This window comes from Moraxella sp. K02 (assembly GCF_041154755.1).
GTDB lineage: Bacteria > Pseudomonadota > Gammaproteobacteria > Pseudomonadales > Moraxellaceae > Faucicola.
In genome coordinates this window covers 1,552,313-1,578,878 of sequence record NZ_AP031590.1, presented here as the reverse complement: position 1 = coordinate 1,578,878, position 26,566 = coordinate 1,552,313, and the positions used below count along the sequence as shown (strand labels likewise).

The window sequence follows — 26,566 nt, the reverse complement described above, 5'->3', positions numbered from 1 at the left end:
TTATCGGTTAACAACTAGAGCGGTTAAGATAATGATAATGATAATGGCAGCGCAGGGCGCAAAGATAACGCCCAGGCTCAATAGATTAGGCGAGTTTGATTTTATCTTTAAGTAAAAATTCCATCAGCGCTTTTTGCGCATGTAGGCGATTTTCTGCCTCATCCCATACCACAGCACGCGGATCCTCTAGCAAATCATAGGAGATTTCTTCCCCGCGGTGGGCAGGCAGACAATGCATAAACAAGACCTCTGGATCGGCTTTATCCAGTAATGAGCGGGTCACCATATACTGGGCAAATCGCCGCGCACGAGTATTTTGCTCGCTTTCTTGTCCCATACTTGCCCATACATCGGTGGCAACCAAATGCGAGCCTTTGACCGCCTCATTAACATCTTCGACCAGCTCGACACAGTGCGAATACTGTTTGATGAGGTCGGCATTGGGTTCAAATCCATAAGGGGCGGAAACCCGCAGTTGAAAGCCAAATTGATGCGCGGCATGGATAAAAGAAGCGCACATATTGTTGCCATCTCCAATCCAAGTCACCGTTTTGCCTTCGATGCTGCCACGGTGTTCCATAAAGGTTTGGATATCGGCTAGTAGCTGACAAGGATGCTGCTCGTCAGTGAGCGCATTGATAACAGGCACTTGCGAATACTGGGCGAATTTTTCAACAATACTGTGTTCAAAGGTGCGAATCATGACGATATCGACCATGCGTGAGATGACACGTGCTGAATCTTCAATCGGTTCGCCACGACCAAGCTGGGTATCACGAGGTGATAGAAATATGGCATGACCGCCAAATTGTCCCATCCCTGTTTCAAACGAAATACGGGTACGGGTGCTCGATTTTTCAAAAATCATCCCCAAGGTACGACCGACAAAAGGCTGATAAATAACCCCTTCATGCTGCATCAAACGCAGTTCACTGCCGCGTTTAATCACTTGCATTAATTCTTCTTTGCTAAAATCCAATAACGTCAAAAAATGGCGGGTACTCATTGCCTGTCCTACATCCCAATTTTGTCAATAAACATTACAATAAACTATCAGTATAGCGGATTTATCCAAACTGTCTAGCAAATTGACGTATTTGTCTGACTTTAACCTCAGTAAAGTAATTAACAGTTACGACTGATAAATCCATGTTGGACGCTGGGTGACCACACTTAACAGCTCATAGCTAATGGTATCATTCCAGCTACCCACTTCATCAATGGTCGGTGCGTTACCCCAAAGTTGGACAGGGCAGTCAAGGTTTACCTCGGTAGTATGGGTCAAATCAACCATCAACATATCCATCGCCACGCGACCGATGATAGGCGCCTGTTGACCTGCGACGACGACATACGCATCATCGCTAATCACCCTTGGATAACCATCAGCATAACCCACACTGACAATGCCGATGCGCGCTGGGGCTTGGGCAGTCCAGCGACTACCATAACCCACGCTATCGCCCGCTTTTAGCGTATGAATTGCCATGATATTGGCGTTAAAATGCATGACAGGTTGTAGGTTTAGCTGTTTGGCAGTGGCATGGTTTACAGGCGTTGCCCCATACAAGATAATGCCTGGGCGCACCCAATCATAATGGCGGTCTGACCAGTTGACAATCCCTGCTGAATTACACAAAGAGCCTTTAATCGTTGGGCTTACTTGGTCACGTAGCATTTGTAAGGTTGAATCAAATAACTCAAATTGTTGTTGGTTATTGGGATGATCGATGACGTCAGCGTTGGCAAAATGGGTGGTCAAAACAATCTCGTAGCCTGACCTAGTTAATTGCTGGGCAATTTCCCTGATTTCACCCGATGTAAAGCCAAGGCGGTTCATGCCAGTGTTTAGTTTTAACCAGACGGTTGCGCCGGTTTTTGCAGGCTGCTGCAACGCCCAGTCTAATTGGCGTTGGTGATGTACCACGCATTGGATTTGATGCGCTGTACAATATTGCCATTCTGCTAACGAAAACGCGCCTTCAATCACTACCATTAATTTTTCCCAGCCAGCCTGTTGCAGTTCTATTGCTTCTTGCAAACAAGCGACACCTAAGGCATCGGCTTGTGCTACGGCGGGTAAACAGTTGACGGCGCCATGCCCGTAGGCATTGGCTTTGACCATGGCTAATACCTTGGCGGTCGGGGCATAATCTTTGACGCGTTGTAGGTTATGGCTAAGCGCTGCTAAATCGATGGTGATGCTGGTTTGACGCACAATCTTGACCTTGTTGCAGTAAAATTTTTATTCATCAGGTTCGCTAAAGGAAGCGGTTTGGTAAAATTCAGGGGTTAAGTTACCAAAACGGGTAAATTGCCCTTCAAAGGATAGGCGCACTGTCCCAATAGGTCCATTACGCTGTTTACCGATAATGATCTCAGCTGTGCCTTTAGCATCGCTGTTTTCATTATAAACCTCATCCCGATAAATGAACATAATCAAATCGGCATCCTGCTCAATGGCACCCGATTCGCGTAAGTCCGACATAATCGGGCGTTTGTTGGGGCGATTCTCCAAACTTCGATTGAGCTGTGATAAAGCGACCACCGGGCAATTCATCTCACGAGCCAGCGCTTTTAAGCTTCGTGAAATCTCCGAAATCTCACCCACGCGGTTGTCGCCTAAGCCTGGTACTTTCATCAGTTGTAGATAGTCGACCATTACCATCCCAAGTTTGCCATCGTTGTCTTTGGCAATACGGCGACAGCGAGAACGAACCTCAGATGGCGGTAGCGCAGTACTGTCATCGATGTACAATTTTTTAGCATGCAGATGAGCGATGGCATTGGAAAGTTTACCCCATTCATCTTCGTTCATTTGACCTGAGCGCAAATGGGTTTGGTTGATAGCCCCCCAAGAGGACAATAGACGCATCACAATTGACTCGGCAGGCATTTCCATCGAAAACACCACTACGGGTAAATCGGTATGAAATAAAATACTCTCTGCCAAATTCATCGCAAACGTGGTTTTACCCATCGAAGGACGCGCTGCCACGATAATGAGATCGCCTGCTTGTAGCCCTTGGGTTTTGTTATTGAGTTCTTCAAACGGGGTCTTAAGCCCAATCATGCCTTCAGGATGGTCTTTAAGTTCTTGGATATTGTTGACGACATTGGTAATAACATCGCTTAGTTGGGTAGGACCCTTGTGTTTTGACTGGCGGCTATGGGTTTCATTGATGGCAAAAATTTCGCTTTCAACGGTGTCTAAAATATCACTTACACTTTGATTTTTTGGGTCAAAGGCAAGCTCTAGCATATGACTGCCTGCTTTGATGATTTGGCGTAAGGTCGAGAATTCTCTGACCCGCTGCGCATAAGCAGTCAAGTTAAACAGCGTCGCTGGGCTTTGTGATAGGATATCGCCTAGATAATCGCTACCCCCCGCAGACTCAAGCAGTTTTTGCATATCGAGCCAGTCCATCACCATGGTGGCATCATACGGCTCATTGGCATTGGCAAGATGAGAGATGGCATCAAAAATATATTGATGGCGCTGTGCATAAAAATCATATTTGGTAATAATATCTGAGATGCGATCAAACGACTCTTCAAGGCTCATCAGCGACGCTAGGACGGACTTTTCTAAGTCCATACTGTGCGGTGGGTGCTGGGTCAGCGAAGTAGTCTTAAGATCGTTGTCTTTGGTTTTATCGTCTGCCATGATGACCTGTGATAAAGTTATTTTAAATAGTTTGAAAGGGCAAAAGTTTGCTAAATGTTATCGGTTACAACTCGTGAGTCTAACACACGCATCGAAATAGAACAGACAATATACCGAAAAAACCATCCAAATTCTAATGAGAAAAATATAAAAAAACGGCAATTTTTTTGAATGAAATCAGCTTGAATTTTAGGCTTTTTTGTTGAATTTTTACGCCGCAAACAATAAAAAAAAGAGACAGCAAAGCCATCTCTTTTTTAAAGTAAACTATCAATTAAGCAGCTGAATCTTCTGCCAAGATAGTGACTTGGATGTTGATCATTACATCGTGATGTAATTGGATATCAACATTGTATTCGCCAATTTGACGTAATGTACCTTCAGGCAATTTAACTTCTGAACGGTCAACAGGTAAACCAGATTTGGTTAAGGCATCGGCGATATCGCGAGTACCAATAGAACCAAATAGTTTGCCTTCATCACCTGATTTTGCACGGATGATAACATTGACGTCTTGTAGCGCTTCAGCACGGGCATTAGCAGCGGCTAATTCATCAGCTTCTACTTTTTCAAGTTCTGCACGGCGTGCTTCAAATTTTTCGATGTTAGAAGCAGTGGCTGGTAATGCTTTACCTTGTGGTATAAGGAAGTTACGACCGTAACCTGCTTTTACATTAACAGTATCGCCTAGTTTACCTAGGTTAGCGATACGTTGTAATAAAATAACTTGCATATATCACTCCTCGGTTTATTTTTGGCTGTCAGTGTAAGGAACCAACGCAAGATAACGCGCTTGTTTGATTGCTACAGCCAATTGGCGTTGATATTTGTTTGAAGTACCAGTGATACGGCTTGGTACGATTTTGCCACTTTCAGTGACATACTGTTTTAGGATTTCGATATCTTTATAATCGATATGGGTAATGCCTTCAGCAGTAAAACGGCAAAATTTACGGCGGCGATAAAAACGTGCCATGATTAGTCTCCTTAATTATTCGTCGTTGTTGTCATCAGCATCAACTTCTGACTCATCATCATTTGATTGATAGTCATCTTGAGCTGTATCGTTACGGCGTGAAGCTTTACGAGCACGTTTTTCTTCAGCACTTTTTGCTAATGGTGATTCTTCAGTAATCGCTTCGTCACGACGGATAACTAAGCTACGGATGATAGCATCGTTATAACGGAATAATTCTTCAAGCTCATCAAGCGTTTGTTGACCCGCTTCAATATTTAATAGCACATAGTGAGCTTTGTGAACTTTGTTGATTGGGTAAGCTAACTGACGACGACCCCAATCTTCTAGGCGATGGATAGCACCACCTTGTTCTTTTACTAAGTTGATATAGCGCTCAACCATGCCAACCACTTGGTCGCTTTGGTCTGGGTGAACCAATAATACCAGTTCATAATGTCTCATAAAGACTCCTCACGGATTAAACAGCCGTTGACCCCGTGTCAACAGCAAGGAGATTGAATGCACCTAAGTTAGAATCATCTAACTATATTGGTATAAACAAGGTGCGCTATTATATAGTAGCGCACACTCAGTAGCAAGTTAATATTTACTTAACAAATTCGCCCACGCATTGCTGCAAGGTATTCGATACCGCCCGCGCCACAATGACATTGCGCGCGGTCGGGTCGACTGCGGCTGTGGTCAAATCGACAATGGTGACGGACTGCGGGGCTTTTTCGCTGACGCAGCCACAGACATTGCTCGCCACCTGTGCTTGCTTCTCGGAAGTCATCAATACACTGCCCAGGCGCCAGTATTGGTTATTTTGTAATTGAGTTTGGCATTGTTGATTTACCGCGGCTTTAAATATCGCCATGCCGACATTGTTGGCAGTGCCGATGGTGCTATTAGCATCCATCACACCGGTACCTGTGGTAGCGGCGCAACCGCCCAAAGCAAGGGCTGAACCAATCACTGCAGCGGCACTTCTTAGGCGTTTAGTAGCTAGGCGTTTTGTTGATGGCCTAATAGCGGCGAAAAAAGAAAATTGTTGGTGCATGTTAAATACTCCTGTCCTTTACTGTGTCAAACAATTGATAAACACCGCTAACATAGCAGATTATAGAAAATTTTTTTACCCAAATTTTTAACCCAAGTCATGTTATTGGGTCATAGTTACTAAAAATAGTTACTAAAAATAATTACTAAAAAATGTGCCATCAAACCTAAAAAACTGGGTGGGATTTTTTTTCATCAAGGTTGACTAAGCCAATTAAATTCCTCAACCTCAGTGACATTAGTTGGAAAAAAACGCGGGTTTTTTGGATTTTTCGATAGATTTGATTCAAATTAAACCTTACTAAAAATGTGGGATTGATAACCAATTGTTTTAGATTTTGCATTTGTTTAATCTTTTTTTCCCTTGTTTTGAGTGTGGGATTGGATTATAACTATACGTAACAAATACATCTAATTACACAATGATAAGGAATTGTTATGAACTGGCAATTATTTAGCGTAATTTTTACAATCGCTTCTGGTGTGACTATCGGTGTTTTAATGACCATTGCGCTTATAACTGGTTTTGACCAAATTCCACACATTATAGCCACAGCGATTGTTGGCTTAATCCTATCTATCCCAATTGCATGGATTGTCGCCAAAAAAATGCAAACACTGACTACTGCCAAAACCCCAGTAACCCCAGTTGCGCGATAACAAAGTACGCTAGATAAATAACTAAAATCACTAAAACCGCTTAACTAATAATAGCTAAGCGGTTTTTTTATGGCTAATAAGGTTAAAAGTGTATAGCACTCACGCTAGACTACGGTGCTAAACGCTGTGGCTCAACCGCTACTGTAAATCTACCTTGGTGCCTGTATTAACATTGGCATACACTTCAAGCACATCCCAATTGGTTAACCGGACACAACCGTGCGAGGCTTGACGGCTAATGCCTTCAGGAACGGGCGAGCCATGAATGCCGTATGAGGGTTTACTCAGTCCCATCCATACCACACCGACTGGACCGTTGGGTCCTGGCGGCAACATAAACACTTTTTTATCTTTGCCTTCACCGCTACTGGCGCGGTACCAAGGGTTTTTAACACGATTGACAATACTAAAGGTACCCGTAGGAGACGGTGTATCACTACTACCGACTGTGGTAGGATAAGTGGCAATGAGCTTGTCACCGTTATAAGCGTACAAGATATTGTCCGCTTTTTTGGCAACCAAATGGGTGATTTTCTCATTGAGTGGCGCGCCTGGGTTAAAGACAGTGATGGTTTCACCCACAGTGAATTTTTTATCGCCATTAAGCTTTTTAAGATAGCGAATATCCATGTGGAAACGTTCAGCCAGCATTTCTTGGACGTCTTGATAGTATAGACCTTTCATTTTAGATTTGGCTTCACTACCACTCGGTGTTGGCTGATACGGACCTTTAAGGTCTTCTTGTGTCAAGGTATAACCGACCAACACAGGCTGATTGGCAGTGATTTTTTCATTTAACAGTTGCCAAACTTCCGCGCTCATACGGCCATCTTGGGGTAGTCCGTGCATGGCTTGGAAATTTTTGAGCGCTTTTTTGGCATTCATACCCCAACCGCCATCAATCGGACCCGGTGAAGCATGATTCCAATCTAACAAGGCTTGAAGTTTTAAGGTCGTTGCTGAATTAACATTCTGACCTGGTTTCCAGTCGGCGCTATTGACTAGCTGTGCATAGTCAGACAAATTTAGGTTAGAAAAACTGGCAGGTGTCGTTGCTGTTTTATTGTTACCCACTGTTGTCGGGTCAAAAGTTGGCGCAGCCGTCGTGGTACTGTTGAGCTCTTCAGAGCTCGCGCCTGCGACACCTGCCCCCGAGGTATAGTCACTGTCGATACCTGTTTGGGTGGCATCTTCTTTAATGCCCAATGCCGTGGTAGTGGCTGGGATTGCGGTCAAAGGAATATCGGTTGCTGCTGGCGTTGGTTTTGCCGCCGTCACCGCAGTAGCCGAGGCGACTTTCGGCATGGTGGTAGATTGTGTGACGCTAGCTGCGGGCTTGGCTGGTTGCGGTTTTTTAGCAGTAGTGGTTGCGGTTTTGGGTTGCGGTTTTTTAGCCGTTTTGCTATCACTGGTGGTTTTTTTAGCAGTCGCGGCTGCGGTAGAGGTGCTGGCCGCTTTCGTGGTGGCAGTTTTAGTCGTGGTCGTTTTTTTGGTCACAGCTTTGGTGGCGGGTGCCGTTTTGGCGGTGGTCGTGTCTGAGACCGTGTTGGTGGCTGCAAATGCTTGATTGGCAATCAGACAAGCTAGGGTAGACAGTACAAATTTTTTCATAGATTGACTCAATAATGGGCAATAACAAATAAAAATAAGGGACAATAATAAAAGTATAAATTGGCAGCAATTATACTATAAAAAACAACTTTTCGGGCAATGGCTCATTTGTTGGCAGCATGCCATTCTAAGTAGCGTTTGCCAAGGTGTTTAACAGCCTTGCGCCATGAAACCTTGCTGCATAGTTAAATTTTTCCACAGCTAAACAGTTAAATTGTTGTATGAATAAACTGTCCCATAGGCGAATTTACATGCTTTAAGTCTAACATTAACAAATCGCGCGATAGACAATGGTAAAATTTTTTAACCAAGCGGTATTTTTATAGCAAGATTAAGGCAAAAAAGTGTTTAAAATATTTAACCCTGCGAGCAACATTTATTTTTACCATGCTTATTGAACAGATTGATGATGAAAAATTGAATTGTACAAATCTGCGAAGCTTTAGCTTGTTAAATAACTTTAGCTCGTTAAATAATTTGTAAAAAAATCAAAGTATATTATAATTTTAATTCAAAATTTTTTAGGTTAACCACTATGTCATCATCGCCATTTGCATCAGCCAATGTTTCTCACACGCCATCTTTTGACCAAACTCAAGATTCACAAAATTTTGATGACTTGCAAATCGATTTGCAAGCACTTGATATGGATGAAGAAACCGAGTCAGATGACATCTTTGACACCATGCAGCAAGAGTTTGCTGAAGCCCACCAAACCCTAAAAACGATTCGCGATTTTATCCGTTTTGGGGTCAGTAAATTACGGGAGCACGATGTAGTAGTCGCGCAAGGTACCACAGATGAGTTTGCTGAGGCTTCTGCCATTGTGCTACAAACCTTGTCGCTTGATTGGTCTGCCGATGAGCAAATTTTAGATTGCCGCCTGACCAATAGCGAAAAATCAGAAGTGTTGACATTATTGCAGCGCCGTATCGTAGAACGTAAACCTTTGAGCTATTTAATTAATTTATCTTATTTTTGCGATTTGCCATTTTATGTGGATGAGCGGGTATTGATTCCACGCTCGCCGATTGCTGAGCTGATTCGTCAGCAGTTTTATCCGTATTTTGAGCCGAATGATTTGGTTGAAAAAATCAGTGGCACTACTAATGAAAAAAAATTTCATGACCACGGATTGTATGATAAGCAGTTAGCACAGCCAGAGCGTATGCTCGATTTGTGTACAGGGTCAGGCTGTATTGCCATTGCCTTGGCAAGCCGTTTCCCTGATGCAATGGTCGATGCCAGTGATATCGACAAGAACGCGCTAGAAGTGGCAGCGGTCAATGTGGAACATCACCACATGAACCATCAGGTCAACTTGATTGAGTCAAACTTATTTGAAAAAGTGCCTGCAGAAAATCAATATGATTTGATTGTCACCAACCCGCCGTATGTCGATGCGGCAACGATGGCAGATTTACCACCCGAGTTCTTGCATGAGCCAGACCACGCGTTGGCAGCGGGACAAGATGGCTTGGATTTGGTGCATCATATTTTATACAACGCCCCAGATTATCTAACTCGTGACGGCTTGCTGGTGTGCGAGGTGGGGGATAGTGAATGGGCACTGCGCCAAGCCTATCCTGAAATCCAGTTTGATTGGTTAACCTTTGCGCATGGGGGACATGGGGTTTTTGCCATGGATTATGATGAATTAATGGAAAATCGGGCATATTTTGAGCAGTATGTGAGTGCTTCTTAGTAAGCAGTTGTTTGGGGTTGCTGTCTTTAACTTGTTGTTTGGGCTTGTTGTTTGAACACGTTAGATAATGGCTAAAAAAAGCAATATATGAACAGGGTACAACAAACCTATTATTTTATTTGTAAGTATTGATGAAAAATTAAGCGGAGCGTAAATGGCAGGCAATACCATCGGGCAAGTTTTTACCGTCACCACCTGTGGCGAATCACATGGCGCAGGACTTATGGCAATCGTTGACGGTATGCCACCAGGGTTGCCTTTAACCGAAGCAGATCTGCAAATTGACCTGGATCGTCGTAAGCCGGGCACGTCAAAATTTGCGACCCAGCGCCGTGAAGACGATGCAGTTGAAATTATCTCTGGCGTGTTTGAGGGTAAAACGACAGGCACTTCTATTGGGCTTTTGATTCGCAATACCAACCAAAAATCCAAAGATTATAGCGATATTAAAGACACCTTTCGCCCCAACCATGCCGATTATACCTATAGCATGAAATATGGGTTTCGCGATTATCGTGGCGGTGGTCGCTCATCAGCGCGCGAAACGGCAATGCGGGTGGCGGCGGGCGCGATTGCCAAGAAATATTTGAAACAACGGCTGGGGGTAGAAGTCCGCGGTTATGTCACCCAAATTGGTGATGTGGTTGCCAAACACATACCTGAAGATACGATTGATTGGGAATTTGTCAACAGTAACCCATTTTTTTGTGCGGATATAGATGCCTTGCCAAAGTTTGAGCAGCTGATTACCCAATGCCGTGAGCAAGGGACAAGCTGTGGCGCAAAACTTACCATATTGGCATCGGGTGTGCCTGTGGGATTGGGCGAGCCTGTGTTTGATAGGCTTGATGCGGATATTGCGCATGCGATGATGAGCATCAATGCGGTCAAAGGCGTTGAAATTGGCGATGGCATGGCAGTGGCGGGACAGTTTGGGCATGAGTCTCGCGATGAGTTAACCTTGCACGGCTTTAATGCCAACCATGCCGGGGGAATTTTAGGGGGAATTTCATCGGGTCAGACGATTGTAGTGAGTATTGCGCTAAAACCTACTGCCAGTATCACCACCCCGGGTCAAAGCATTGATATTCACGGCAATGCAGTAGAGATGCTCACCAAAGGTCGGCATGATCCTTGTGTCGGCGTGCGTGCTACACCGATAGCAGAAGCCATGCTTGCCATTGTGCTGTTAGACCATTATCTGCGTCATCGTGGGCAAAATGCGGATGTCACTGTGCCGCTCGCCCCGATTGTATAATTTTTTAATAGGGGTGCTGGGTTGCCATAAGGTTGCTACAATGCGTTGCCCCATTCAACTTGAGTTAACATTGGTATGACTGTACCTGACCTTACCCTTGATGAGCAGCAGTACCATACTTTGGAAATTTGGCAAAGTGAAATACTGGCGCAGATGGGTATTACGCGTTGGGTGCGCCAAGATTGCCCTGTCAAAACGTTTGCTAATCTAGAAGATTTTGAGGTTGTTTCTAGCTATCAAGCGGTTGAGACCCTTGCTGCCACGCCACAGCAGTTACAACCCGCTCAAACTGGGTTAACTAGCAAACGTGCGCCCATTGATACAACGCCAGACTTCAATCGTCCTGTTATTGCGGATGATGCCGTTGGGGGCGTAGCAGAATTACCGCCAGCGAGTCTGGCAGATTTTCACTCCCATGATTTACCTTTACCCAACGATTCATTTTTACCTCATGATTCACCTTTAAAAAGCGACCTTGCGCCAAATAATGATGGATACAGTAATAACGGGCACAGTGATGAACGGTTCAATAATGAACAGCTCAGTGATGAATTACTCACTGCCAGTTTTGATCTGCAGGCGATAGTGGTCGGTGAGTGGACACTGGTGGTTGACAGTCATTTTTTGCAGACCGACAGCCGCCAACACCAGTTATGGCAACAAATCATCAGTGGGTTAAAAGCGTCAGTGCATTTTTTTAACTTTCCTTTGCTCACCGATAGTCAGCATTTACCCAAAGCCACGGTGCAATTAATGAGCAGCTACCCGATGGCAGTCGCAGGGTTTTCGGGATTTTTATACCGTATCAATCAAGGCAATCCCAAGGTGGGGGCATTAACGCCATTACCTGACTGTTTGGATGAACAACCGATACAGCGTCTGCCTTATCTGCTAGATATGCTCGATGATTATCGCCTAAAACGCCAACTTTGGCAGTTGCTATCAAGTTGAGCGCAATAAGCCACCGATTGATGACTCATCTTTATGATTCATCGACTAGCCATATTGTGGTAAAGTGTTTTTTTATTTTATTTCACACGATAACATTTCACACGATAAAAAGGAACGTGCTATGAGTGTCAGCTTTGATCAACGTGTTGCTAACTTTTGTGCAGGACCAGCATCTATGCCGACTGCGGTGCTGCAAAAAGCGCAAGCCGAATTGTTAAATTGGCATGGTTCAGGCATGTCGGTGATGGAGATGAGCCACCGTAGCAGTGAATTTGTGGGCATTGCCTCAAAAGCCGAGCAGGATTTGCGCAAGCTGATGAATATTCCTAACAATTATAAAGTGCTATTTTTGCAAGGTGGCGCAAGCCTGCAGTTTTCAGCCATTCCATTGAATTTACTTAAAGGGGAAGCTGATTATTTAGACACTGGCATTTGGTCTAAAAAAGCCATCAGCGAAGCCAAACGCTATGAGCAAGCAGGGCTAGGCAAAATCAATGTCATCGCTTCTGCCAAAGACAGCAACTATACCATTGTCCCTCCACGTGATAGCTGGCAACTTAATGACAACGCCGATTATTTCCATTATTGCCCCAACGAGACCATTAATGGTTTGGCGATGTTTGATGTGCCAGCGGTCAATGTACCCATCGTGGCGGATATGTCATCTTGCATCCTATCTAGCCCAATAGATGTATCAAAATTTGGACTGATTTATGCAGGTGCGCAAAAAAATATCGGTCCTGCGGGTTTGACACTTGTGATTGTCCGTGATGATTTGATCGGTCATGCCAACTTGGTTTGCCCAAGTATCTTGGACTATAAAAACCAAGCCGACAATGATTCGATGGTCAATACGCCAGCAACTTTTTCTTGGTATTTGGCAGGTTTGGTGTTTGAATGGTTGCTTGAGCAAGGGGGTGTCGAGGCAATCTATCAACAAAATTTGTTAAAAGCGCAAAAACTGTATGAATTTATCGACCAAAGCGATTTTTACCAAAACCCTGTCAACAAAGACAACCGCTCAATCATGAATGTACCCTTCACCTTGGCAGATAGTCAACTTGATAAAACCTTCTTAGCTAAAGCCGACGAAGCAGGATTTTTGAATCTTAAAGGGCACCGAACAGTGGGCGGCATGCGCGCCAGTATTTATAACGCGATTGATTTGGTGACCATTGAAAAGTTAATCAAATTTATGCAGCAGTTTGAACAAACTAGCGTATAAAAAGATTTAACAATCATGCTACATTAAGACTTAACAGCTAAAATGCTTGTTAAGTCTTTTTTATAGTTAGCGGGTGTGGGGCATATGAGGGATAACAGTTAGCAATACCAAGTTTTTTTGAAAAATAGTTGAAGGGGTCAGCGGGATGCAAGTGAAAAAAGACAGGATGATAAAACCAGCCCACTGGATGAGGGCAGTCACTCGCCAGACATTCGGCAAAAAATACTGGGTGCTGGGCTTATTAGTGGTCGCGTCCGCTGCCAATACCGCTATCATCACGGGCACGTCTATTGCTCACAACAGCACCGCACAATTTGCCAATGTTTCTCATTTACCCTATGCCAATCCCAATGCCCCCAAAGGCGGTGTGTTGAGCCTATCTGCCATCGGCACTTTTGACAGTATTAATAAGTGGATTGATGTCGGTACACCTGTGATAGGAACCGATTATTTGTTTGAAAGTTTGATGACAGGCTCGCTGTCTGAAGCGTTTGTGCAGTACCCACTACTGGCGGATAAAGTCACTTATGACCCAGATGACCCAAGCTGGGTGATTTATCACATCAACCCCAAAGCCTATTTTTGGGATGGCACGCCTGTGACGGCGCAAGATGTCAAAGCAAGTATGGATGCCCTGCTCACAAAAGGCGTGATGAGTATGCGTAGTTACCTATCAGATGTCAAAGAAACGCAAGTGATAGATCGACAAACCGTCAAATTTATTTTTAAATCCAAAGACAATCAAGAAATCAAACTGACCGTCGCACAAATGCCAATTTGGTCAAAAAAATCGATTGATGGCTATTTTGATAAAGTCGGACTGACGCCACTGATGGGCAGTGGCGCGTATAAAGTCGGCACAATCGATGCAGGACGCGCCATTACCTATGTGCGTGACCCCAATTATTGGGGCGCCAAACCTGAAGCGGGCGTGGTGGTAAATGTCGGTCGTTATAATTTTGACCAAATTAAGTATGTATATTATCAAAACCCCGAAGTGGCATTTGAAGGCTTTAAATCCGGCGAATATTTTTTCCGTGCTGAAAACAAAGCGCGGACATGGTCGACGGGTTATAATTTTCCTGCCGTCAAAGCAGGCATGATCACCAAAGCGCAAATCGCCAATAACAACCCCGTACCGATGCAAGCGATGGTGATGAATTTGCGCCGACCGATTTTTCAAGATATTCGGGTGCGCCAAGCGATGACATTGGCGTATGATTTTGAATGGCTCAATAAAACCATGTTTTATGGCCAATATGAACGTTTGCAAAGCTTTTTTCATGGCTCAGAACTTGCCGCCACCGGCGCGCCAACGCCCCAAGAGCTGGCGGTTATCAATCCGCTATTACCTGACCTTGAGCCCATTCAAAGACAGGCTGTTTTAAGCGATTGGCAAGCCCCCAAATCAACTGGCGATGGATTTAATCGAGACAATTTATTAAAAGCGCGTGAATTGCTGCTACAAGCGGGTTTCAAATACCAAAATATGAAGCTGTATCAGCCCAATGGTCAGCCTGCCAAACTGGAATTTTTATCCGCAGATGACAAGAATGCGCGCATTGTGCTACCTTTTTTACGTAACCTGCAGCGGCTCGGGTTTGATGCCAGCTTTCGCCAAGCCGATGTCCCCCAGTACTTAGAGCGCACTCGCAGATACGACTACGACATGATTATCGATATGTTTGCCCAAAGTTTGTCACCTGGCGCCGAGCAAACCTATATGTGGGGCTCACAAGCCGCAGACGAAAAAGGCAACCAAAACTCGGCAGGTATCAAAAACAAAGCCATTGATGCGGTGATTGCCAAACTCATAGTGTCAAAGAATCGTGACGATATTGTGCTGTACAGCAAAGTATTAGACCGTCTGCTACGGGCGGGCTATTATGTCGTGCCGACTTATGGCAAGCACACTGACAATGTGGCGTATTGGAAATTTTATGAACATGGGCCACTGCCAAGCAATGCCATCGGTATCGATTATTGGTGGGCGAACAAAGACAAACAATCACAAGTCATGCAATATTTAGGAAAATAATAAGGAATAAAACAATGCTAAAAATCCACCCAATCCCAGCCTTCACTGACAACTACATTTGGGCGATTATCAATGATGAAACACAAGAAGTGATTATTGTTGATGCTGGCGATGCTGAGCCTGTTTTAGAGTTTGTAAACCGTGAAAATCTAACCATCACCCAAATATGGGTGACCCATCATCACAGCGACCACATCGGCGGCGTAACAGCATTGGCAAATGCGTTTCCAAACGCACAGATTTTTGCGCATGCCAATATTCAACCGTTAATCAATGCCACGCAGTTAATCCCCGTCGCTGAAGGGCGCGAATTAACCGCGTGGGGCAGTCCTGTGCAGGTGTGGCAGGTGGCAGGGCATACCGAAAATCATTTAGCGTACTTAGTGACGCTTGATAACCGTCTGCATATTTTTTGTGGGGATACGCTATTTCGCGCAGGGTGTGGCCGTGTTTTTACCGGCACGATTGAGACGTTGTTTGAAAGCTTTGACCGTTTTGCGCAGTTACATGACGATGAAACGCTATTTTATCCTGCCCATGAGTATACTTTGTCAAATCTTAACTTTGCCCAGTTTATCGAGCCCAATAATCCAGCCATTGCACAGGCAATAGCGCATGACAGTGAGTTACGCCAGCAAAATACGCCAACCTTGCCGACCTCGTTAGCCGATGAAAAAGCCATCAATCCATTTATGCGTGCGGTGATTGCACCCAGTGATGAGATGATAACAACCGTACAAACGCAGACAGGAATTGAAGATGACAGCCCGTTTGAGATATTTAAAGCCTTACGTCAACTAAAGAATAACTTTTAAGGCTAATAGTGAGGGGTAACCATGGGCAAATATATTGTTAAACGGCTGTTATTAATCATCCCCACCTTGTTTTTGATTCTACTCACAAATTTTGCCATTGTCCAATCTGCCCCTGGTGGTCCTGTCGAGCAAAAAATATCGCAAATTGAAGCAGAACAAAAACAGGGCGCCACCCAAACCCAACTGTCAACGACTACTTATCAAGGCAGTCGCGGTTTATCGCCAGACATGGTCGAGGCTATCAAAAAACAATACGGCTTTGATAAATCCGCGCCCGAGCGGTTTTGGCTCATGCTGACAAGCTATGCCAAGGGCGATTTTGGTACCTCATTTTTTAAGGGTAAACCCGTGGGCGAGTTGATTTTGGATAAAATGCCCGTGTCGATTTCGCTAGGGCTTTGGAGTACGCTACTGATTTATTTAATCGCTGTGCCGCTTGGGATTGCCAAAGCCAGACGCCATAATTCACTGATGGATAAAACCACCGCGTTGCTGCTTGCGGTGAGTTATGCCGTGCCTGTGTTTGTGCTTGCGGTGGTGTTACTGGTAATGTTGGCAGGAGGGAGTTATTGGCAGATTTTTCCGCTACAAGGCTTGGTGAGTGAGAATTTTGATAAGCTGTCCACGTTTGGCAAAATCAAAGATTATTTTTGGCATTTGGCATTACCCATCACGGCAAGCATGATTGGCGGGTTTGCAGGCCTAGCGTATTTGACCAAGTTTAGTTTTATGGAAGAATTAAACAAACAATACGTGCTGACTGCTCGCAGTAAAGGGTTAAGCGAAAAAAAAGTGCTATACGGTCATGTATTTCGCAATGCGATGATGATTATTATTGCAGGCTTGCCGTCGGCGATTGTGGGAATATTTTTTACCGGCAATTTTTTGATTGAAGTAATTTTTAACTTGGATGGTTTGGGACGACTGGGGTTTGAAGCGATTGGGCAACGCGATTATCCGGTGATTTTTGGCACACTGTTTATTTTTACGTTGATGGGGCTGATTTTGCAGTTGATAAGTGATGTGACTTATCATCTCATTGATCCCCGTATTGATTTTGAGGGTCGCTAATGCTGATAAAACATCCTGTTTGGCAAGCCCGCATTCACCGCTTTCGGCGTAATCGGTTGGGATTTTTTTCGCTCATCATGTTTAGCCTGATTTTCCTTGCCTGCATGGGGGCAAACCTTATCGCCAATGACAAGCCGATGCTGGTCAATTACCAAAATCACTGGTATTTTCCCATCGTCAAGTCTTACCCCGAAACCACCTTTGGCGGGGTGTTTGAGACCGAAACCAATTACCAAGACCCTGTGGTCAAAGACCTAATCAACCAACATGGCTATATGATTGAGCCTGTGATACCGTTTGCCGACCAAACGCCAAGTGTGAGTCGTGATGTGCCGTTTCCTGCGCCGCCAAATAGCGAGAACTGGCTCGGTACCGATGACCAAGGTCGAGATGTGCTGGCAAGGGTATTGTATGGCTTGCGTGTATCGCTATTATTCGGGTTGGCGTTGACGGTGGCAGGGTCAATTATTGGCATTGCGGTGGGGGCGGTGCAAGGGTATTTTGGCGGCTGGACAGATTTGGTGGGTCAGCGGTTGATGGAAGTGTGGGGTGGTCTACCACAGCTGTTTATGATTATTATTTTGGTCAGTCTGTTTAGCCCAAGCGTGTTTGTATTGTTTGGCTTAATGCTGCTTTTTGGCTGGATGGGGCTGGTTGGTCTGGTGCGTGCTGAGTTTTTGCGAGCGAGAAATTTTGATTATGTGCGGTCGGCAAAAGCGATGGGGGTGTCAGATGGTAAGATTATGTTTCGCCATATTTTGCCCAATGCGATGTCGTCGAGTCTGTCGCAGTTGCCATTTATTTTGACGGCAAATATCACGGCACTCACCACGCTTGATTATTTGGGTTATGGCTTGCCTGCAGGGTCGCCGTCTTTAGGGGAGCTAATCTCACAGGGAAAAGATAATTTGGATTCACCGTGGCTGGCTTTGGCAGGGTTTTTTAGTTTGACGATTGTGTTGTCGCTGCTGATTTTTATTGGGGAAGCGCTGCGAGATGCGTTTGACCCAAGGCAGTCTTGAATTAACTAAAATTCAATGCAGCAATCAACCCAAAATGCTGAGTAAACGGAATAAAATCCCTATCGCAAAATAACAGGGGTAATTGATGTTCAACGCAGAAACTAGCAATCATCACATCATTGGCTTTACGAATGGTAATGCCTTGCTTGCGTAATTGGCGGTAATAATCAGCGTATTTAATCGCATTTTGTTGGTTTAAAATATCGTAACATAATAAACTATCAAGGGCATTTTTGGCTTGATTGTAGTCTGTATCAAGGCGAAAACCTTGCAAGATTTCCATCAAAATCACATCAAAAATCGCCACATTAGTTGCCTCAAGTTGCGTGTCCAAAAAATCGGTGTGAGGTGTTGAATGACCGTTAAAATAGTCTATCCAAACACTAGTATCAGCGATGATAGGCAAGTTCACGTTTCAACACCTGTTTTACGCATTTCGGCTAAGTCGCCTTCCCAATGCAGTTTGCCCCGTAAGTCACGGATTTTTTGTTGTTGGCTTTTTTGCAAGAGTAGCTTTAGCCCTTGTTCGACGGCTTCTTTTTTAGTTTTAATGCCTGTGGCTTGTAGGGTCTGTTGCATTAGATTGTCATCTATTATGATGTTAGTTCGCATATCATTTCGCCTTTGTGTATGATTATTTGATATTATACACATTTTAATAAATAGTTAAAAGGATAAAAATATGAGTTCAGGTTTTGTGGCGGGGACGCTCGTGCATACGGATAAAAGTTCGACCATTCAAGGAAATGATAAATGAGCGAGTTACTCAAAGTCGAAAACCTAACGATAAAATCTGCAACCCAAACGCTGGTTGATAACCTATCTTACGCCCTGCGCACAGGCGAAACCCTCGCCATCGTGGGCGAATCTGGCTCGGGCAAATCCATATCAAGCCTAGCCTTACTCGGACTATTGTTAAATAGCCTAAGTATCACCGGACAAGCCATTTTATTTGACCAAAAAAACGAACAAGAAATCATTTTACCAATTGAAAATAATAGCCTAAGCAATAAAAATCAGACCAAACAAAACGAAAATATCTTCCGCCAAATCCGTGGCAAACGCATCGGCATGATTTTTCAAGAGCCCATGACCGCTTTAAACCCCTTGCACACGGTGGGCAAACAAATCGCCGAATCGTTAAGTCTGGCTGGCGTGGCAAAAAAACACTGGCGACAGCGTACCATTGACCTACTTACTCAAGTCAATATTGCCAACCCTGAAAGCAAACTTGCGCGCTATCCGCACGAGCTCTCGGGTGGCCAACGACAACGTATCATGATAGCGATGGTACTCGCGCAAGACCCTGACATTATTATCGCAGACGAGCCAACCACCGCCCTAGATGTGACTTTACGCCATGAGATTTTGGGGTTACTGCATCGGCTAAAAAACGAGCGGGGCATGGCGATGATACTCATTAGCCATGACTTAAACCTTGTCAAACGCTACAGCGACAACCTCATCGTCATGCAACAAGGCAAGGTCATAGAGCAGGGGGCGACCCAAGCAATTTTTGACCATCCGCAGCAGGATTATACTCGCTCATTGATTTATCAATATTTTGGAAAAAGTTTGCCCATCATTGCCAATTCACCCAGCGTTTTGGAAGTTAAACAGTTAACCATCGCTTTCCCCCAAAAAAACAATATATTGGGTCAAACTATCCAATGGTTTGAGGCGGTCAAAGGGTTAAATTTGACCCTTAATCAAGGGCAATCCTTGGGTATAGTGGGCGAGTCGGGTTCTGGCAAAACCACCACGGCTTTGGCACTCATCAAATTATTGGCTAATGCTGTCAAAGTGGAAGGTCAGATTTTGCTGTCAGCCAATGCTCACATGACGGACGTTTTAGCGTTGACGAATAAAGCCTTTTTGCCGTATCGCTCAGATATTCAAATGGTATTTCAAGATCCGTATGCCAGTATCAATCCACGGTTTAGTGTGTTTGAGATAATTGAAGAAGGGCTAAGCATTCAAGGGATGGCAAAAACGGAGCGTGAAAAAGCCGTGTTAGCAGCCTTAGACACGGTGCGGTTGCCACGAGATTTTATCAGTCGTTATCCGCATGAGCTTTCAGGCGGTCAGCGTCAGCGGGTGGCACTCGCGCGGGCATTGGTGATGAAACCCAAAATTTTGTTACTCGATGAGCCCACATCCGCGCTTGATAGCAGCACCCAAGTGGCAATGGTGAAGTTATTGCGAGATATTCAAGCAAAATTTGGCTTAAGCTATATTTTTATCAGCCATGATTTGCAGGTGGTTAAGGCATTGTGCCAAACGATACTGGTATTGAAAAATGGCGAAACGCAAGCGTATGATACGACAGACAATATCTTCACTCAACCACAAAATCAGTATGTGACTGCCCTAATTGCGCACAGCAGTAAAAGCTAGCGGGTTTGGTGTCAAAAAATTAGAAAGTTAACAATTATCGTGAACCACGTTGTTATATAAGTTTGCTTGGTTATAGCCAATTTACTCTAGTCATTTTACCATAGTTATTTTATTACAAGCACTTATACAGCCACTTGATTACATGCATTTGATTACAGCCCCTTTAGCAATTGTTAAAAGTTAACCATGCCAAATTCCATCATTACCGAAGAAAAAAAGCCACAGCATGACGTATTTACTATAGCAGCCTTGACCCCCGCGCAAACCAAATATTTGCCAATCGTGGTGGCAATCGCCTTGTTTATGCAAATTTTAGACTCAACGGTGCTCAATACCGCTTTGCCTGCGATGGCGCATGATTTGAATCAGCCTGCGTTATCAATGCAGTGGACGGTGATTAGCTATGCGCTCACCTTAGCAATTTTTACCCCGATTAGTGGTTTTATTGCTGATAAGTATGGCACTAAGACCACCTTTATGGTGGCGATTGGCGTGTTTACCGCAGGCTCGATGATGTGTGCGGTGTCACCAACGCTCAATAGCCTAATTTTTTCTCGCGTGGTGCAAGGATTGGGCGGTGCGATGCTGATGCCTGTGGGCAAGTTAACCCTGATTAAAAGCTATCCGCGAGAACGTATGCTGTCGGTGATGAATTATGCGGTGATGCCTGCGATGATTGCGCCAGTAATTGGACCTTTGGTCGGGGGGTATTTGGTGGAGCTTGCAAGCTGGCATTGGATTTTTTTGATTAATATTCCCATGGGCGCATTGGGGATGTGGGCAGGGTGGAAACTGATGCCCAACTATCTACAGCGCAATCCCAGCATGGATTTGCTTGGATTTTTGCTGTTTGGTGGCGCGATGGCAAGCTTTACCTTTGCGCTCGAATTTGCCAATAACATTCATGCCGATAATCTGGCTTCAGCGGTTTTTCCCGTGATGGTTGCTTTATTGGCGATTATGCTGCTCATTGGCTATTATTATCACGCCAAATACTCAGAATCGCGTAATGGGCAACAACCGCTATTTGGCTTGGATTTGTTTCAAGTGCGTACCTTTCGCGTGGGCATCGTTGGCAATTTGCTAACCCGTTTGGGGATGAGTGCGATTCCTTTTTTACTGCCGCTACTGCTGCAAGTGGTGCAGGGCTATTCGCCGTCACAAGCGGGTTGGATGTTGGCACCGATTGCGGTGGGCGCGCTGTTGACCAAGCCGCTGGTCACGCGTATTGTGAAGCGATTTGGCTATCGTAGAACATTGGTGGGCAATACCTTGTTGATTGGCATCAATATCATGCTGCTATCACAACTCAATCAAACCACGCCGATTTGGCTAAGTGTGCCATTTTTGACTTTTATGGGGGCGTGTAATTCGCTACAATTTAGCACGATGAACACCATCAGTATCGCACGGCTTCGCCCAAGTCAAACCAGTAGTGGCAATAGTTTATTATCCGTCAATCAGCAATTGGCGATTAGTTTTGGGATTGGCTTTGGGGCGATGCTGCTACATTTACTGACGCCCGCTCGCGCTTCGCTGGCACAGACGCAAACCGCATTTTCATACAGTTTTATCATATTGGGTATCATGACGATTTTATCTGGGTTGTATTTTTTGCGGTTGCACCGATTTGATGGCAAAGGACTATACCAGTAGTCGCCCTTATATTCTTGCCCATATTGTTGATACTATATTGTCAGTATAAGTTGCCAAGCCATAACGATGGGTAGCGTGGTGATTTATTTCACGCATTTTTATGATAATTTTAATCCTTTAACCCGATTGCCCTAGATTGTCCCTAATTGCTATTCTATGGGCGCAATCGTTTTGGAAACCCTATGCTCTCCAATGCTTTTTCAATGATAATTGATACCCGTTGGTGTCTTGATGAACTGCTAAAAGATGGCATCATTGACCAACGTGATTATAATTTGGTGATGACCCATAACCGCAAAACCTTGCATCCCTTGCAAGTGATTGCAGGCTTTCATCTGGTCGATAAAACCACACACATGGCGCTCAGTCTTGACCAGCTCAATCGCTGGTTGGCACAAAAAGCAGGCGTTGATTATGTACGTATTGATCCGCTGAAAACCGATGTGCCCTCAGTGACATCGATTATGTCATTTGAATATGCGCGCTCGCAGCACATTTTGCCAGTCGCCGTCACCCAAGATACGGTGGAAATCGGCACTGACCAGCCATTTTATCAAGATTGGCAGCTCAATATTGCGCATATCGTGTCGCCCAAAAAAATCAAAACCGTATTAATCAGTCCCGAGCAAATCAACCGCTATCGCCAAGAATTTTATCAAGTCACCAAAGCCATTGCGGGGGCAAACCATCAGCAAAAACGCGCGGATGCCGATATCACCAATGTCGAAGCGTTATTACAACTAGGCAATGCCGCCAATATTGAAAATCCCGATGCCAATGACCAACATATCGTCAAAATTGTCGATTGGTTACTACAGTACGCTTTTGACCAGCGTGCCAGTGATATTCACTTAGAGCCGCGCCGAGATAAAAGCAACGTGCGTTTTCGTATCGATGGTATTTTACATACCGTTTATCAAATGCCGACTGGGATTATGACCGCGGTGGTGGCTCGGATAAAAATTTTAGCCAGACTCAATGTCGCTGAAAAACGTAAACCGCAAGACGGACGGCTCAAAACCCGTACCCCCAAAGGTCAAGAAACCGAGCTGCGGCTATCGACGCTCCCGACTGCGTTTGGCGAAAAGTTGGTGATGCGGGTATTTGACCCCGAGGTACTGGTGCGCTCTTTTGAACAGTTGGGGCTGACAGGGCGGGATTTGCAAAAATGGGATGACATGACCCGTAAAGCCAATGGCATTATTTTGGTTACGGGTCCGACAGGCTCGGGTAAAACCACGACGCTGTACAGTACCCTCAAAAAACTGGCGACAGAGGAAGTCAATGTCTGTACCATCGAAGACCCCATTGAGATGGTAGAGCCGTCGTTTAACCAAATGCAAATTCAGAACAACATTGATTTGACCTTTGCTGACGGTATTCGCTCGTTGATGCGTCAAGACCCCGATATTATCATGATTGGCGAGATTCGCGATACCGAAACTGCAGAAATGGCGGTACAAGCCTCGCTGACTGGGCACTTGGTGTTATCGACTTTACATACCAATGATGCACCCAGTTCGTTAACAAGGCTACATGATTTGGGCGTGGCGCCGTTTTTAACCTCAGCGACCATCTTGGGCATCATGGCACAGCGTTTGGTGCGTACCCTTTGTCCACATTGCAAATCTAATAAGCCCATGAATGACATTGAGCAGCAGACTTGGCAGGCGTTAGTCAGTCCTTGGAAAGCCATAGCCCCAGATACCATCAATCATGCCGTTGGCTGCGAACACTGCCGTAATACGGGTTATCTTGGGCGAGTGGGATTGTATGAAATCATGGTGCTCAGTAATGCGCTTAAAAAATTGATTAGCGAAGGCGCTGACTTGTCGCAAATCGCGCAAAAAGCCTATCAAGATGGGTTGCAGCCGTTAAGGCTGGCAGGCGCGAAAAAGATTGCTGAAGGTATTACCACGTTTGAAGAAGTGATGAGAGTAGTGCCATTGACTTAGGCAGCGGGACATTATTTGAAACACAATAAGTAAAAGTTAAAAAATAACCAACAACAAAAAGCCTAAACGTAAAAGTTTAGGCTTAATCAATGGTGCCCGGGGCCGGACTTGAACCGGCACGCTCGTAAGAGCGAGGGATTTTAAATCCCTTGTGTCTACCAATTTCACCACCCGGGCAGGGTAGTCACAGCACTGACGCTTGGCGTCGTGTGGTGTCTGTGTCAGAAGTGGGTGCTATTATAATCAGTTTTGTTAACTTTGCAAGCAGTTTTTTACGATATTTTTTCGCGTTTATCGCTCACCAATAATAACAAAACAATAGTACCGAAAAATGAAAATGGAGGCTGAGGCCGGAATCGAACCGGCGTCCGCGGATTTGCAATCCGATGCATGGCCACTGTGCTACCCAGCCATTTCATTTAGGTTTGCTATGATAGCAAAAATTTTTAAAAGTGCAAGGACTTTTTTAGCCATTTGAGCGATGTAATGAAGGATGGTGAAGGGTATTTGAGCGCTAATTTAGCGGTTAAACATTTTCAATGGATGTTATCACGCCGCGAAATCGGTTAAAATAACGCAAATTTTTTGCTAACCGACTTTTTGTTAACCGATTCGTTATTGATTGAGGAACCACCATGACTGCGACAGTGTTAGATGGCAAAGCGTATGCCAAACAAATGGAAGCTGAACTTGCCGAGCGGGTTGCCAAGTTAAAACAAGACTCTGGACGCACGCCGATTTTGGCAACGATTTTGGTGGGCGATGACCCTGCCTCTGCAACTTATGTCAAAATGAAAGGCAATGCCTGTCAACGTGTGGGTATGGATTCTTTAAAAGTTGCCATGCCACAAGCCACCACCACCGAGCAGCTATTGGCAAAAATTGCCGAGCTTAACAACAATCCAGATGTACATGGGATTTTGCTACAACATCCTGTGCCCAGCCAAATTGATGAGCGTGCCTGTTTTGATGCCATTGCACTGGCAAAAGATGTGGATGGCGTGACTTGTTTAGGGTTTGGCAATATGGCGATGGGCGAGCCTGCGTATGGTTCTTGCACCCCGCAAGGCATTATGTATTTATTAGAAAAAAACGGCGTTGAACTTGCTGGTAAGCATGCGGTGGTCGTGGGTCGTAGCGCGATTTTGGGTAAACCGATGGCGATGATGCTATTAAATGCCAACTGTACTGTGACCATTTGCCACTCACGTACCCAGAACTTGGCAGAATTGGTCAAACAAGCGGATATCGTGGTGGGTGCTGTGGGTAAACCTGAACTTATCAAAAAAGATTGGATTAAATCGGGCGCCGTGGTGGTTGATGCAGGGTTTCATCCGCGTACCCATGCGGATGGTACGAGCGGTGGCGTGGGTGATATTGAGCTGACAGGTATCGAAGCTATTGCCTCAAGTTATACCCCAGTGCCAGGTGGCGTAGGTCCAATGACCATCAATACACTCATCCGTCAAACGGTAGAAGCGGCAGAAAAAGCAGCAGCAAAATAATGGGTTTGAATTAAAAAAGGAAGTGCTTAAAGCTTCCTTTTTTTGTATTCATTTTTTCACCATGACTGGAAATCTCTACGTGACTGATGCTGAAACTTCCGCTTATAAAACTTCCCCTTATAAAAATTCAATGCCATCAAATGCTTCTGACTCATCAACCGTTTTTCATCGACTGATTACCGCATTGCAGCAAGTGTTGCCTAGCGCTAATCTTGCCAAGACATATGTGCCGTTATTATCTGAGCCGAATCAACCTTTTTATTTATGGCTCGTTGATCCAGATTTTTGTCATGAAGATTTGACGCCAGCGGTGATAGAAAATCTGTGGAATAATTGCCCATATTGGGTGTTTGCATGGGCGTCAGGGCAAGTGTTGGCGCAGTATATTTTGCAGCAGCCACAGATGGTGCGCAATAAAGTGGTGATGGATTTTGGCGCAGGGTCAGGGATTGTCGGTATTGCCGCAAAAATGGCGGGTGCCAAACGAGTCATTTGCTGTGATATTGATAGCGTGAGCCTAACTAGCTGCCAAGCCAATGCGCAATTAAATGGGATAACGGTTGAGCTGCTAGATAATTTATTTGAGTTAAAACAGCAATTTGGCATGGATAAAGTCGATGTGCTGTTGGTCGCGGATGTGCTGTATGACAAAGCCAACTTGCCGTTATTAGATGTGTTCTTACAATACGCGCATGAGGTTTGGGTGGCTGATAGCCGCGTCAAAAACTTTGCTCACCCGCGCTACCACAAGGTAACGACGTTGGATAACACAACCACGTTGCCCGATATGGACGAAGCCAAGCAGTTTAACCAAGTAGTGCTTTATCGCAGTACCGATTGACCCAGACAATAGCAGGGGCACAGTAGTATGGGTAGTGTATGCTCACAAAAACCCCTCGACTTTGTTTTCTGTACTTTTAAGGCTATGAAATAATTTGTAACATAGTTATCGCATTATCGCTATTTTCAAGGCATAATAAGCCACACCCCTATTTTTAATCATTTATTTGTTC

Annotated in this window: 24 protein-coding genes and 2 tRNA genes; 14 read left to right on the top strand and 12 right to left on the bottom strand. The window is 44.8% G+C overall.

The window, feature by feature from the left end:
• Positions 1-85: 85 nt before the first annotated feature.
• The 7 genes from argF to ACAM39_RS07020 form a co-directional block, all read right to left on the bottom strand.
• Positions 86-1,006, bottom strand: a complete 921-nt coding sequence (gene argF, locus ACAM39_RS07050; RefSeq protein WP_369627149.1) for an ornithine carbamoyltransferase — start codon at positions 1,004-1,006, stop codon at positions 86-88.
• A gap of 126 nt (positions 1,007-1,132) precedes the next feature.
• The gene (gene alr / locus ACAM39_RS07045; protein WP_369627148.1) at positions 1,133-2,218 is read right to left on the bottom strand and encodes an alanine racemase; all 1,086 of its coding nucleotides are present in this window, start codon (positions 2,216-2,218) and stop codon (positions 1,133-1,135) included.
• 27 nt (positions 2,219-2,245) lie between these two features.
• Positions 2,246-3,667: a replicative DNA helicase gene (gene dnaB, locus ACAM39_RS07040; protein ID WP_369627147.1), complete on the bottom strand. Its 1,422-nt coding sequence runs from the start codon at positions 3,665-3,667 to the stop codon at positions 2,246-2,248.
• Positions 3,668-3,941: 274 nt separating this feature from the next.
• Positions 3,942-4,400 carry a 50S ribosomal protein L9 gene (gene rplI / locus ACAM39_RS07035; RefSeq protein ID WP_160001454.1) on the bottom strand — a complete coding sequence of 153 codons (459 nt, stop codon included), beginning with the start codon at positions 4,398-4,400 and terminating at the stop codon, positions 3,942-3,944.
• A 15-nt stretch (positions 4,401-4,415) separates the two neighbouring features.
• Positions 4,416-4,643, bottom strand: coding sequence for a 30S ribosomal protein S18 (gene rpsR, locus ACAM39_RS07030; RefSeq protein WP_036594162.1), 228 nt, complete (start codon positions 4,641-4,643; stop codon positions 4,416-4,418).
• Positions 4,644-4,658: 15 nt separating this feature from the next.
• Positions 4,659-5,087: a 30S ribosomal protein S6 gene (rpsF, locus tag ACAM39_RS07025; protein ID WP_100270219.1), complete on the bottom strand. Its 429-nt coding sequence runs from the start codon at positions 5,085-5,087 to the stop codon at positions 4,659-4,661.
• 145 nt (positions 5,088-5,232) lie between these two features.
• The gene (locus ACAM39_RS07020) at positions 5,233-5,685 is read right to left on the bottom strand and encodes a hypothetical protein (RefSeq protein WP_369627146.1); all 453 of its coding nucleotides are present in this window, start codon (positions 5,683-5,685) and stop codon (positions 5,233-5,235) included.
• 437 nt (positions 5,686-6,122) lie between these two features.
• Between ACAM39_RS07020 and ACAM39_RS07015 the strand changes: the two genes are divergently transcribed.
• Positions 6,123-6,344 carry a hypothetical protein gene (locus ACAM39_RS07015; RefSeq protein ID WP_369627145.1) on the top strand — a complete coding sequence of 74 codons (222 nt, stop codon included), beginning with the start codon at positions 6,123-6,125 and terminating at the stop codon, positions 6,342-6,344.
• Between the two features lie 138 nt (positions 6,345-6,482).
• Here the strand turns inward: ACAM39_RS07015 and ACAM39_RS07010 are convergent, their stop codons facing one another.
• Complete coding sequence (locus ACAM39_RS07010; protein ID WP_369627144.1) at positions 6,483-7,955, bottom strand: L,D-transpeptidase family protein; 1,473 nt, start codon at positions 7,953-7,955, stop codon at positions 6,483-6,485.
• Positions 7,956-8,640: 685 nt separating this feature from the next.
• Between ACAM39_RS07010 and prmB the strand changes: the two genes are divergently transcribed.
• From prmB to ACAM39_RS06970, 8 genes are all read left to right on the top strand, one after another.
• On the top strand, positions 8,641-9,660 hold the full coding sequence (gene prmB / locus ACAM39_RS07005) for a 50S ribosomal protein L3 N(5)-glutamine methyltransferase (protein WP_472828275.1): 1,020 nt from the start codon (positions 8,641-8,643) through the stop codon (positions 9,658-9,660).
• Positions 9,661-9,814: 154 nt separating this feature from the next.
• Entirely contained in the window at positions 9,815-10,918 is a 1,104-nt protein-coding gene (aroC, locus tag ACAM39_RS07000; RefSeq protein ID WP_369627143.1) for a chorismate synthase, read from the top strand.
• A gap of 75 nt (positions 10,919-10,993) precedes the next feature.
• Complete coding sequence (locus ACAM39_RS06995; RefSeq protein ID WP_369627142.1) at positions 10,994-11,869, top strand: hypothetical protein; 876 nt, start codon at positions 10,994-10,996, stop codon at positions 11,867-11,869.
• Between the two features lie 121 nt (positions 11,870-11,990).
• Positions 11,991-13,094 carry a 3-phosphoserine/phosphohydroxythreonine transaminase gene (serC, locus tag ACAM39_RS06990; RefSeq protein WP_369627141.1) on the top strand — a complete coding sequence of 368 codons (1,104 nt, stop codon included), beginning with the start codon at positions 11,991-11,993 and terminating at the stop codon, positions 13,092-13,094.
• A 166-nt stretch (positions 13,095-13,260) separates the two neighbouring features.
• Positions 13,261-15,132: an extracellular solute-binding protein gene (locus ACAM39_RS06985; protein WP_369627140.1), complete on the top strand. Its 1,872-nt coding sequence runs from the start codon at positions 13,261-13,263 to the stop codon at positions 15,130-15,132.
• Between the two features lie 14 nt (positions 15,133-15,146).
• Positions 15,147-15,947 carry a hydroxyacylglutathione hydrolase gene (gene gloB, locus ACAM39_RS06980; protein WP_369627139.1) on the top strand — a complete coding sequence of 267 codons (801 nt, stop codon included), beginning with the start codon at positions 15,147-15,149 and terminating at the stop codon, positions 15,945-15,947.
• A gap of 21 nt (positions 15,948-15,968) precedes the next feature.
• A complete protein-coding gene (gene yejB, locus ACAM39_RS06975; protein WP_369627138.1) occupies positions 15,969-17,018 on the top strand; it encodes a microcin C ABC transporter permease YejB in 1,050 nt (349 codons plus the stop codon).
• Positions 17,018-18,040 carry an ABC transporter permease gene (locus ACAM39_RS06970; protein ID WP_369627137.1) on the top strand — a complete coding sequence of 341 codons (1,023 nt, stop codon included), beginning with the start codon at positions 17,018-17,020 and terminating at the stop codon, positions 18,038-18,040. The genes yejB and ACAM39_RS06970 overlap by 1 nt, the downstream gene beginning before the upstream one ends.
• Position 18,041: 1 nt before the next feature.
• Here ACAM39_RS06970 and vapC read toward each other — a convergent pair whose 3' ends face one another.
• Positions 18,042-18,452 (bottom strand): type II toxin-antitoxin system VapC family toxin, encoded by a 411-nt coding sequence (gene vapC / locus ACAM39_RS06965; protein WP_353550937.1) that lies wholly within the window; start codon positions 18,450-18,452, stop codon positions 18,042-18,044.
• Complete coding sequence (locus ACAM39_RS06960; protein WP_036603824.1) at positions 18,449-18,652, bottom strand: type II toxin-antitoxin system VapB family antitoxin; 204 nt, start codon at positions 18,650-18,652, stop codon at positions 18,449-18,451. The genes vapC and ACAM39_RS06960 overlap by 4 nt, the downstream gene beginning before the upstream one ends.
• Positions 18,653-18,793: 141 nt before the next feature.
• Here ACAM39_RS06960 and ACAM39_RS06955 point away from each other — a divergent pair, with 141 nt between their 5' ends.
• From ACAM39_RS06955 to tfpB, 3 genes are all read left to right on the top strand, one after another.
• Entirely contained in the window at positions 18,794-20,437 is a 1,644-nt protein-coding gene (locus ACAM39_RS06955) for an ATP-binding cassette domain-containing protein (RefSeq protein WP_369627136.1), read from the top strand.
• Positions 20,438-20,623: 186 nt separating this feature from the next.
• Positions 20,624-22,093, top strand: coding sequence for a DHA2 family efflux MFS transporter permease subunit (locus ACAM39_RS06950; RefSeq protein ID WP_369627135.1), 1,470 nt, complete (start codon positions 20,624-20,626; stop codon positions 22,091-22,093).
• Between the two features lie 182 nt (positions 22,094-22,275).
• Complete coding sequence (gene tfpB / locus ACAM39_RS06945; RefSeq protein ID WP_369627134.1) at positions 22,276-24,048, top strand: type IV pilus assembly ATPase TfpB; 1,773 nt, start codon at positions 22,276-22,278, stop codon at positions 24,046-24,048.
• Between the two features lie 90 nt (positions 24,049-24,138).
• Here the strand turns inward: tfpB and ACAM39_RS06940 are convergent.
• A tRNA-Leu gene (locus tag ACAM39_RS06940) sits at positions 24,139-24,225 on the bottom strand.
• 161 nt (positions 24,226-24,386) lie between these two features.
• A tRNA-Cys gene (locus ACAM39_RS06935) sits at positions 24,387-24,460 on the bottom strand.
• A gap of 223 nt (positions 24,461-24,683) precedes the next feature.
• Between ACAM39_RS06935 and folD the strand changes: the two genes are divergently transcribed.
• Positions 24,684-25,553: a bifunctional methylenetetrahydrofolate dehydrogenase/methenyltetrahydrofolate cyclohydrolase FolD gene (folD, locus tag ACAM39_RS06930; protein WP_036589930.1), complete on the top strand. Its 870-nt coding sequence runs from the start codon at positions 24,684-24,686 to the stop codon at positions 25,551-25,553.
• A 130-nt stretch (positions 25,554-25,683) separates the two neighbouring features.
• Positions 25,684-26,394 (top strand): class I SAM-dependent methyltransferase, encoded by a 711-nt coding sequence (locus tag ACAM39_RS06925; protein WP_369628583.1) that lies wholly within the window; start codon positions 25,684-25,686, stop codon positions 26,392-26,394.
• Positions 26,395-26,566 lie beyond the last annotated feature (172 nt).

What these genes read in the sequence shown, in the direction of transcription:
- ACAM39_RS06960 (WP_036603824.1), bottom strand. Translation starts at nt 18,652, where the DNA reads ATGCGAACTAACATCATAATAGATGACAATCTAATGCAACAGACCCTA.
- ACAM39_RS06955 (WP_369627136.1), top strand. Translation starts at nt 18,794, where the DNA reads ATGAGCGAGTTACTCAAAGTCGAAAACCTAACGATAAAATCTGCAACC.
- dnaB (WP_369627147.1), bottom strand. Translation starts at nt 3,667, where the DNA reads ATGGCAGACGATAAAACCAAAGACAACGATCTTAAGACTACTTCGCTG.
- ACAM39_RS06995 (WP_369627142.1), top strand. Translation starts at nt 10,994, where the DNA reads ATGACTGTACCTGACCTTACCCTTGATGAGCAGCAGTACCATACTTTG.
- argF (WP_369627149.1), bottom strand. Translation starts at nt 1,006, where the DNA reads ATGAGTACCCGCCATTTTTTGACGTTATTGGATTTTAGCAAAGAAGAA.
- gloB (WP_369627139.1), top strand. Translation starts at nt 15,147, where the DNA reads ATGCTAAAAATCCACCCAATCCCAGCCTTCACTGACAACTACATTTGG.
- ACAM39_RS06970 (WP_369627137.1), top strand. Translation starts at nt 17,018, where the DNA reads ATGCTGATAAAACATCCTGTTTGGCAAGCCCGCATTCACCGCTTTCGG.
- prmB (WP_472828275.1), top strand. Translation starts at nt 8,641, where the DNA reads ATGCAGCAAGAGTTTGCTGAAGCCCACCAAACCCTAAAAACGATTCGC.
- rpsF (WP_100270219.1), bottom strand. Translation starts at nt 5,087, where the DNA reads ATGAGACATTATGAACTGGTATTATTGGTTCACCCAGACCAAAGCGAC.
- rplI (WP_160001454.1), bottom strand. Translation starts at nt 4,400, where the DNA reads ATGCAAGTTATTTTATTACAACGTATCGCTAACCTAGGTAAACTAGGC.
- serC (WP_369627141.1), top strand. Translation starts at nt 11,991, where the DNA reads ATGAGTGTCAGCTTTGATCAACGTGTTGCTAACTTTTGTGCAGGACCA.
- aroC (WP_369627143.1), top strand. Translation starts at nt 9,815, where the DNA reads ATGGCAGGCAATACCATCGGGCAAGTTTTTACCGTCACCACCTGTGGC.
- ACAM39_RS07015 (WP_369627145.1), top strand. Translation starts at nt 6,123, where the DNA reads ATGAACTGGCAATTATTTAGCGTAATTTTTACAATCGCTTCTGGTGTG.
- yejB (WP_369627138.1), top strand. Translation starts at nt 15,969, where the DNA reads ATGGGCAAATATATTGTTAAACGGCTGTTATTAATCATCCCCACCTTG.
- ACAM39_RS07010 (WP_369627144.1), bottom strand. Translation starts at nt 7,955, where the DNA reads ATGAAAAAATTTGTACTGTCTACCCTAGCTTGTCTGATTGCCAATCAA.
- ACAM39_RS06985 (WP_369627140.1), top strand. Translation starts at nt 13,261, where the DNA reads ATGATAAAACCAGCCCACTGGATGAGGGCAGTCACTCGCCAGACATTC.
- ACAM39_RS06950 (WP_369627135.1), top strand. Translation starts at nt 20,624, where the DNA reads ATGCCAAATTCCATCATTACCGAAGAAAAAAAGCCACAGCATGACGTA.
- rpsR (WP_036594162.1), bottom strand. Translation starts at nt 4,643, where the DNA reads ATGGCACGTTTTTATCGCCGCCGTAAATTTTGCCGTTTTACTGCTGAA.
- ACAM39_RS06925 (WP_369628583.1), top strand. Translation starts at nt 25,684, where the DNA reads ATGCCATCAAATGCTTCTGACTCATCAACCGTTTTTCATCGACTGATT.
- tfpB (WP_369627134.1), top strand. Translation starts at nt 22,276, where the DNA reads ATGCTCTCCAATGCTTTTTCAATGATAATTGATACCCGTTGGTGTCTT.
- folD (WP_036589930.1), top strand. Translation starts at nt 24,684, where the DNA reads ATGACTGCGACAGTGTTAGATGGCAAAGCGTATGCCAAACAAATGGAA.
- ACAM39_RS07020 (WP_369627146.1), bottom strand. Translation starts at nt 5,685, where the DNA reads ATGCACCAACAATTTTCTTTTTTCGCCGCTATTAGGCCATCAACAAAA.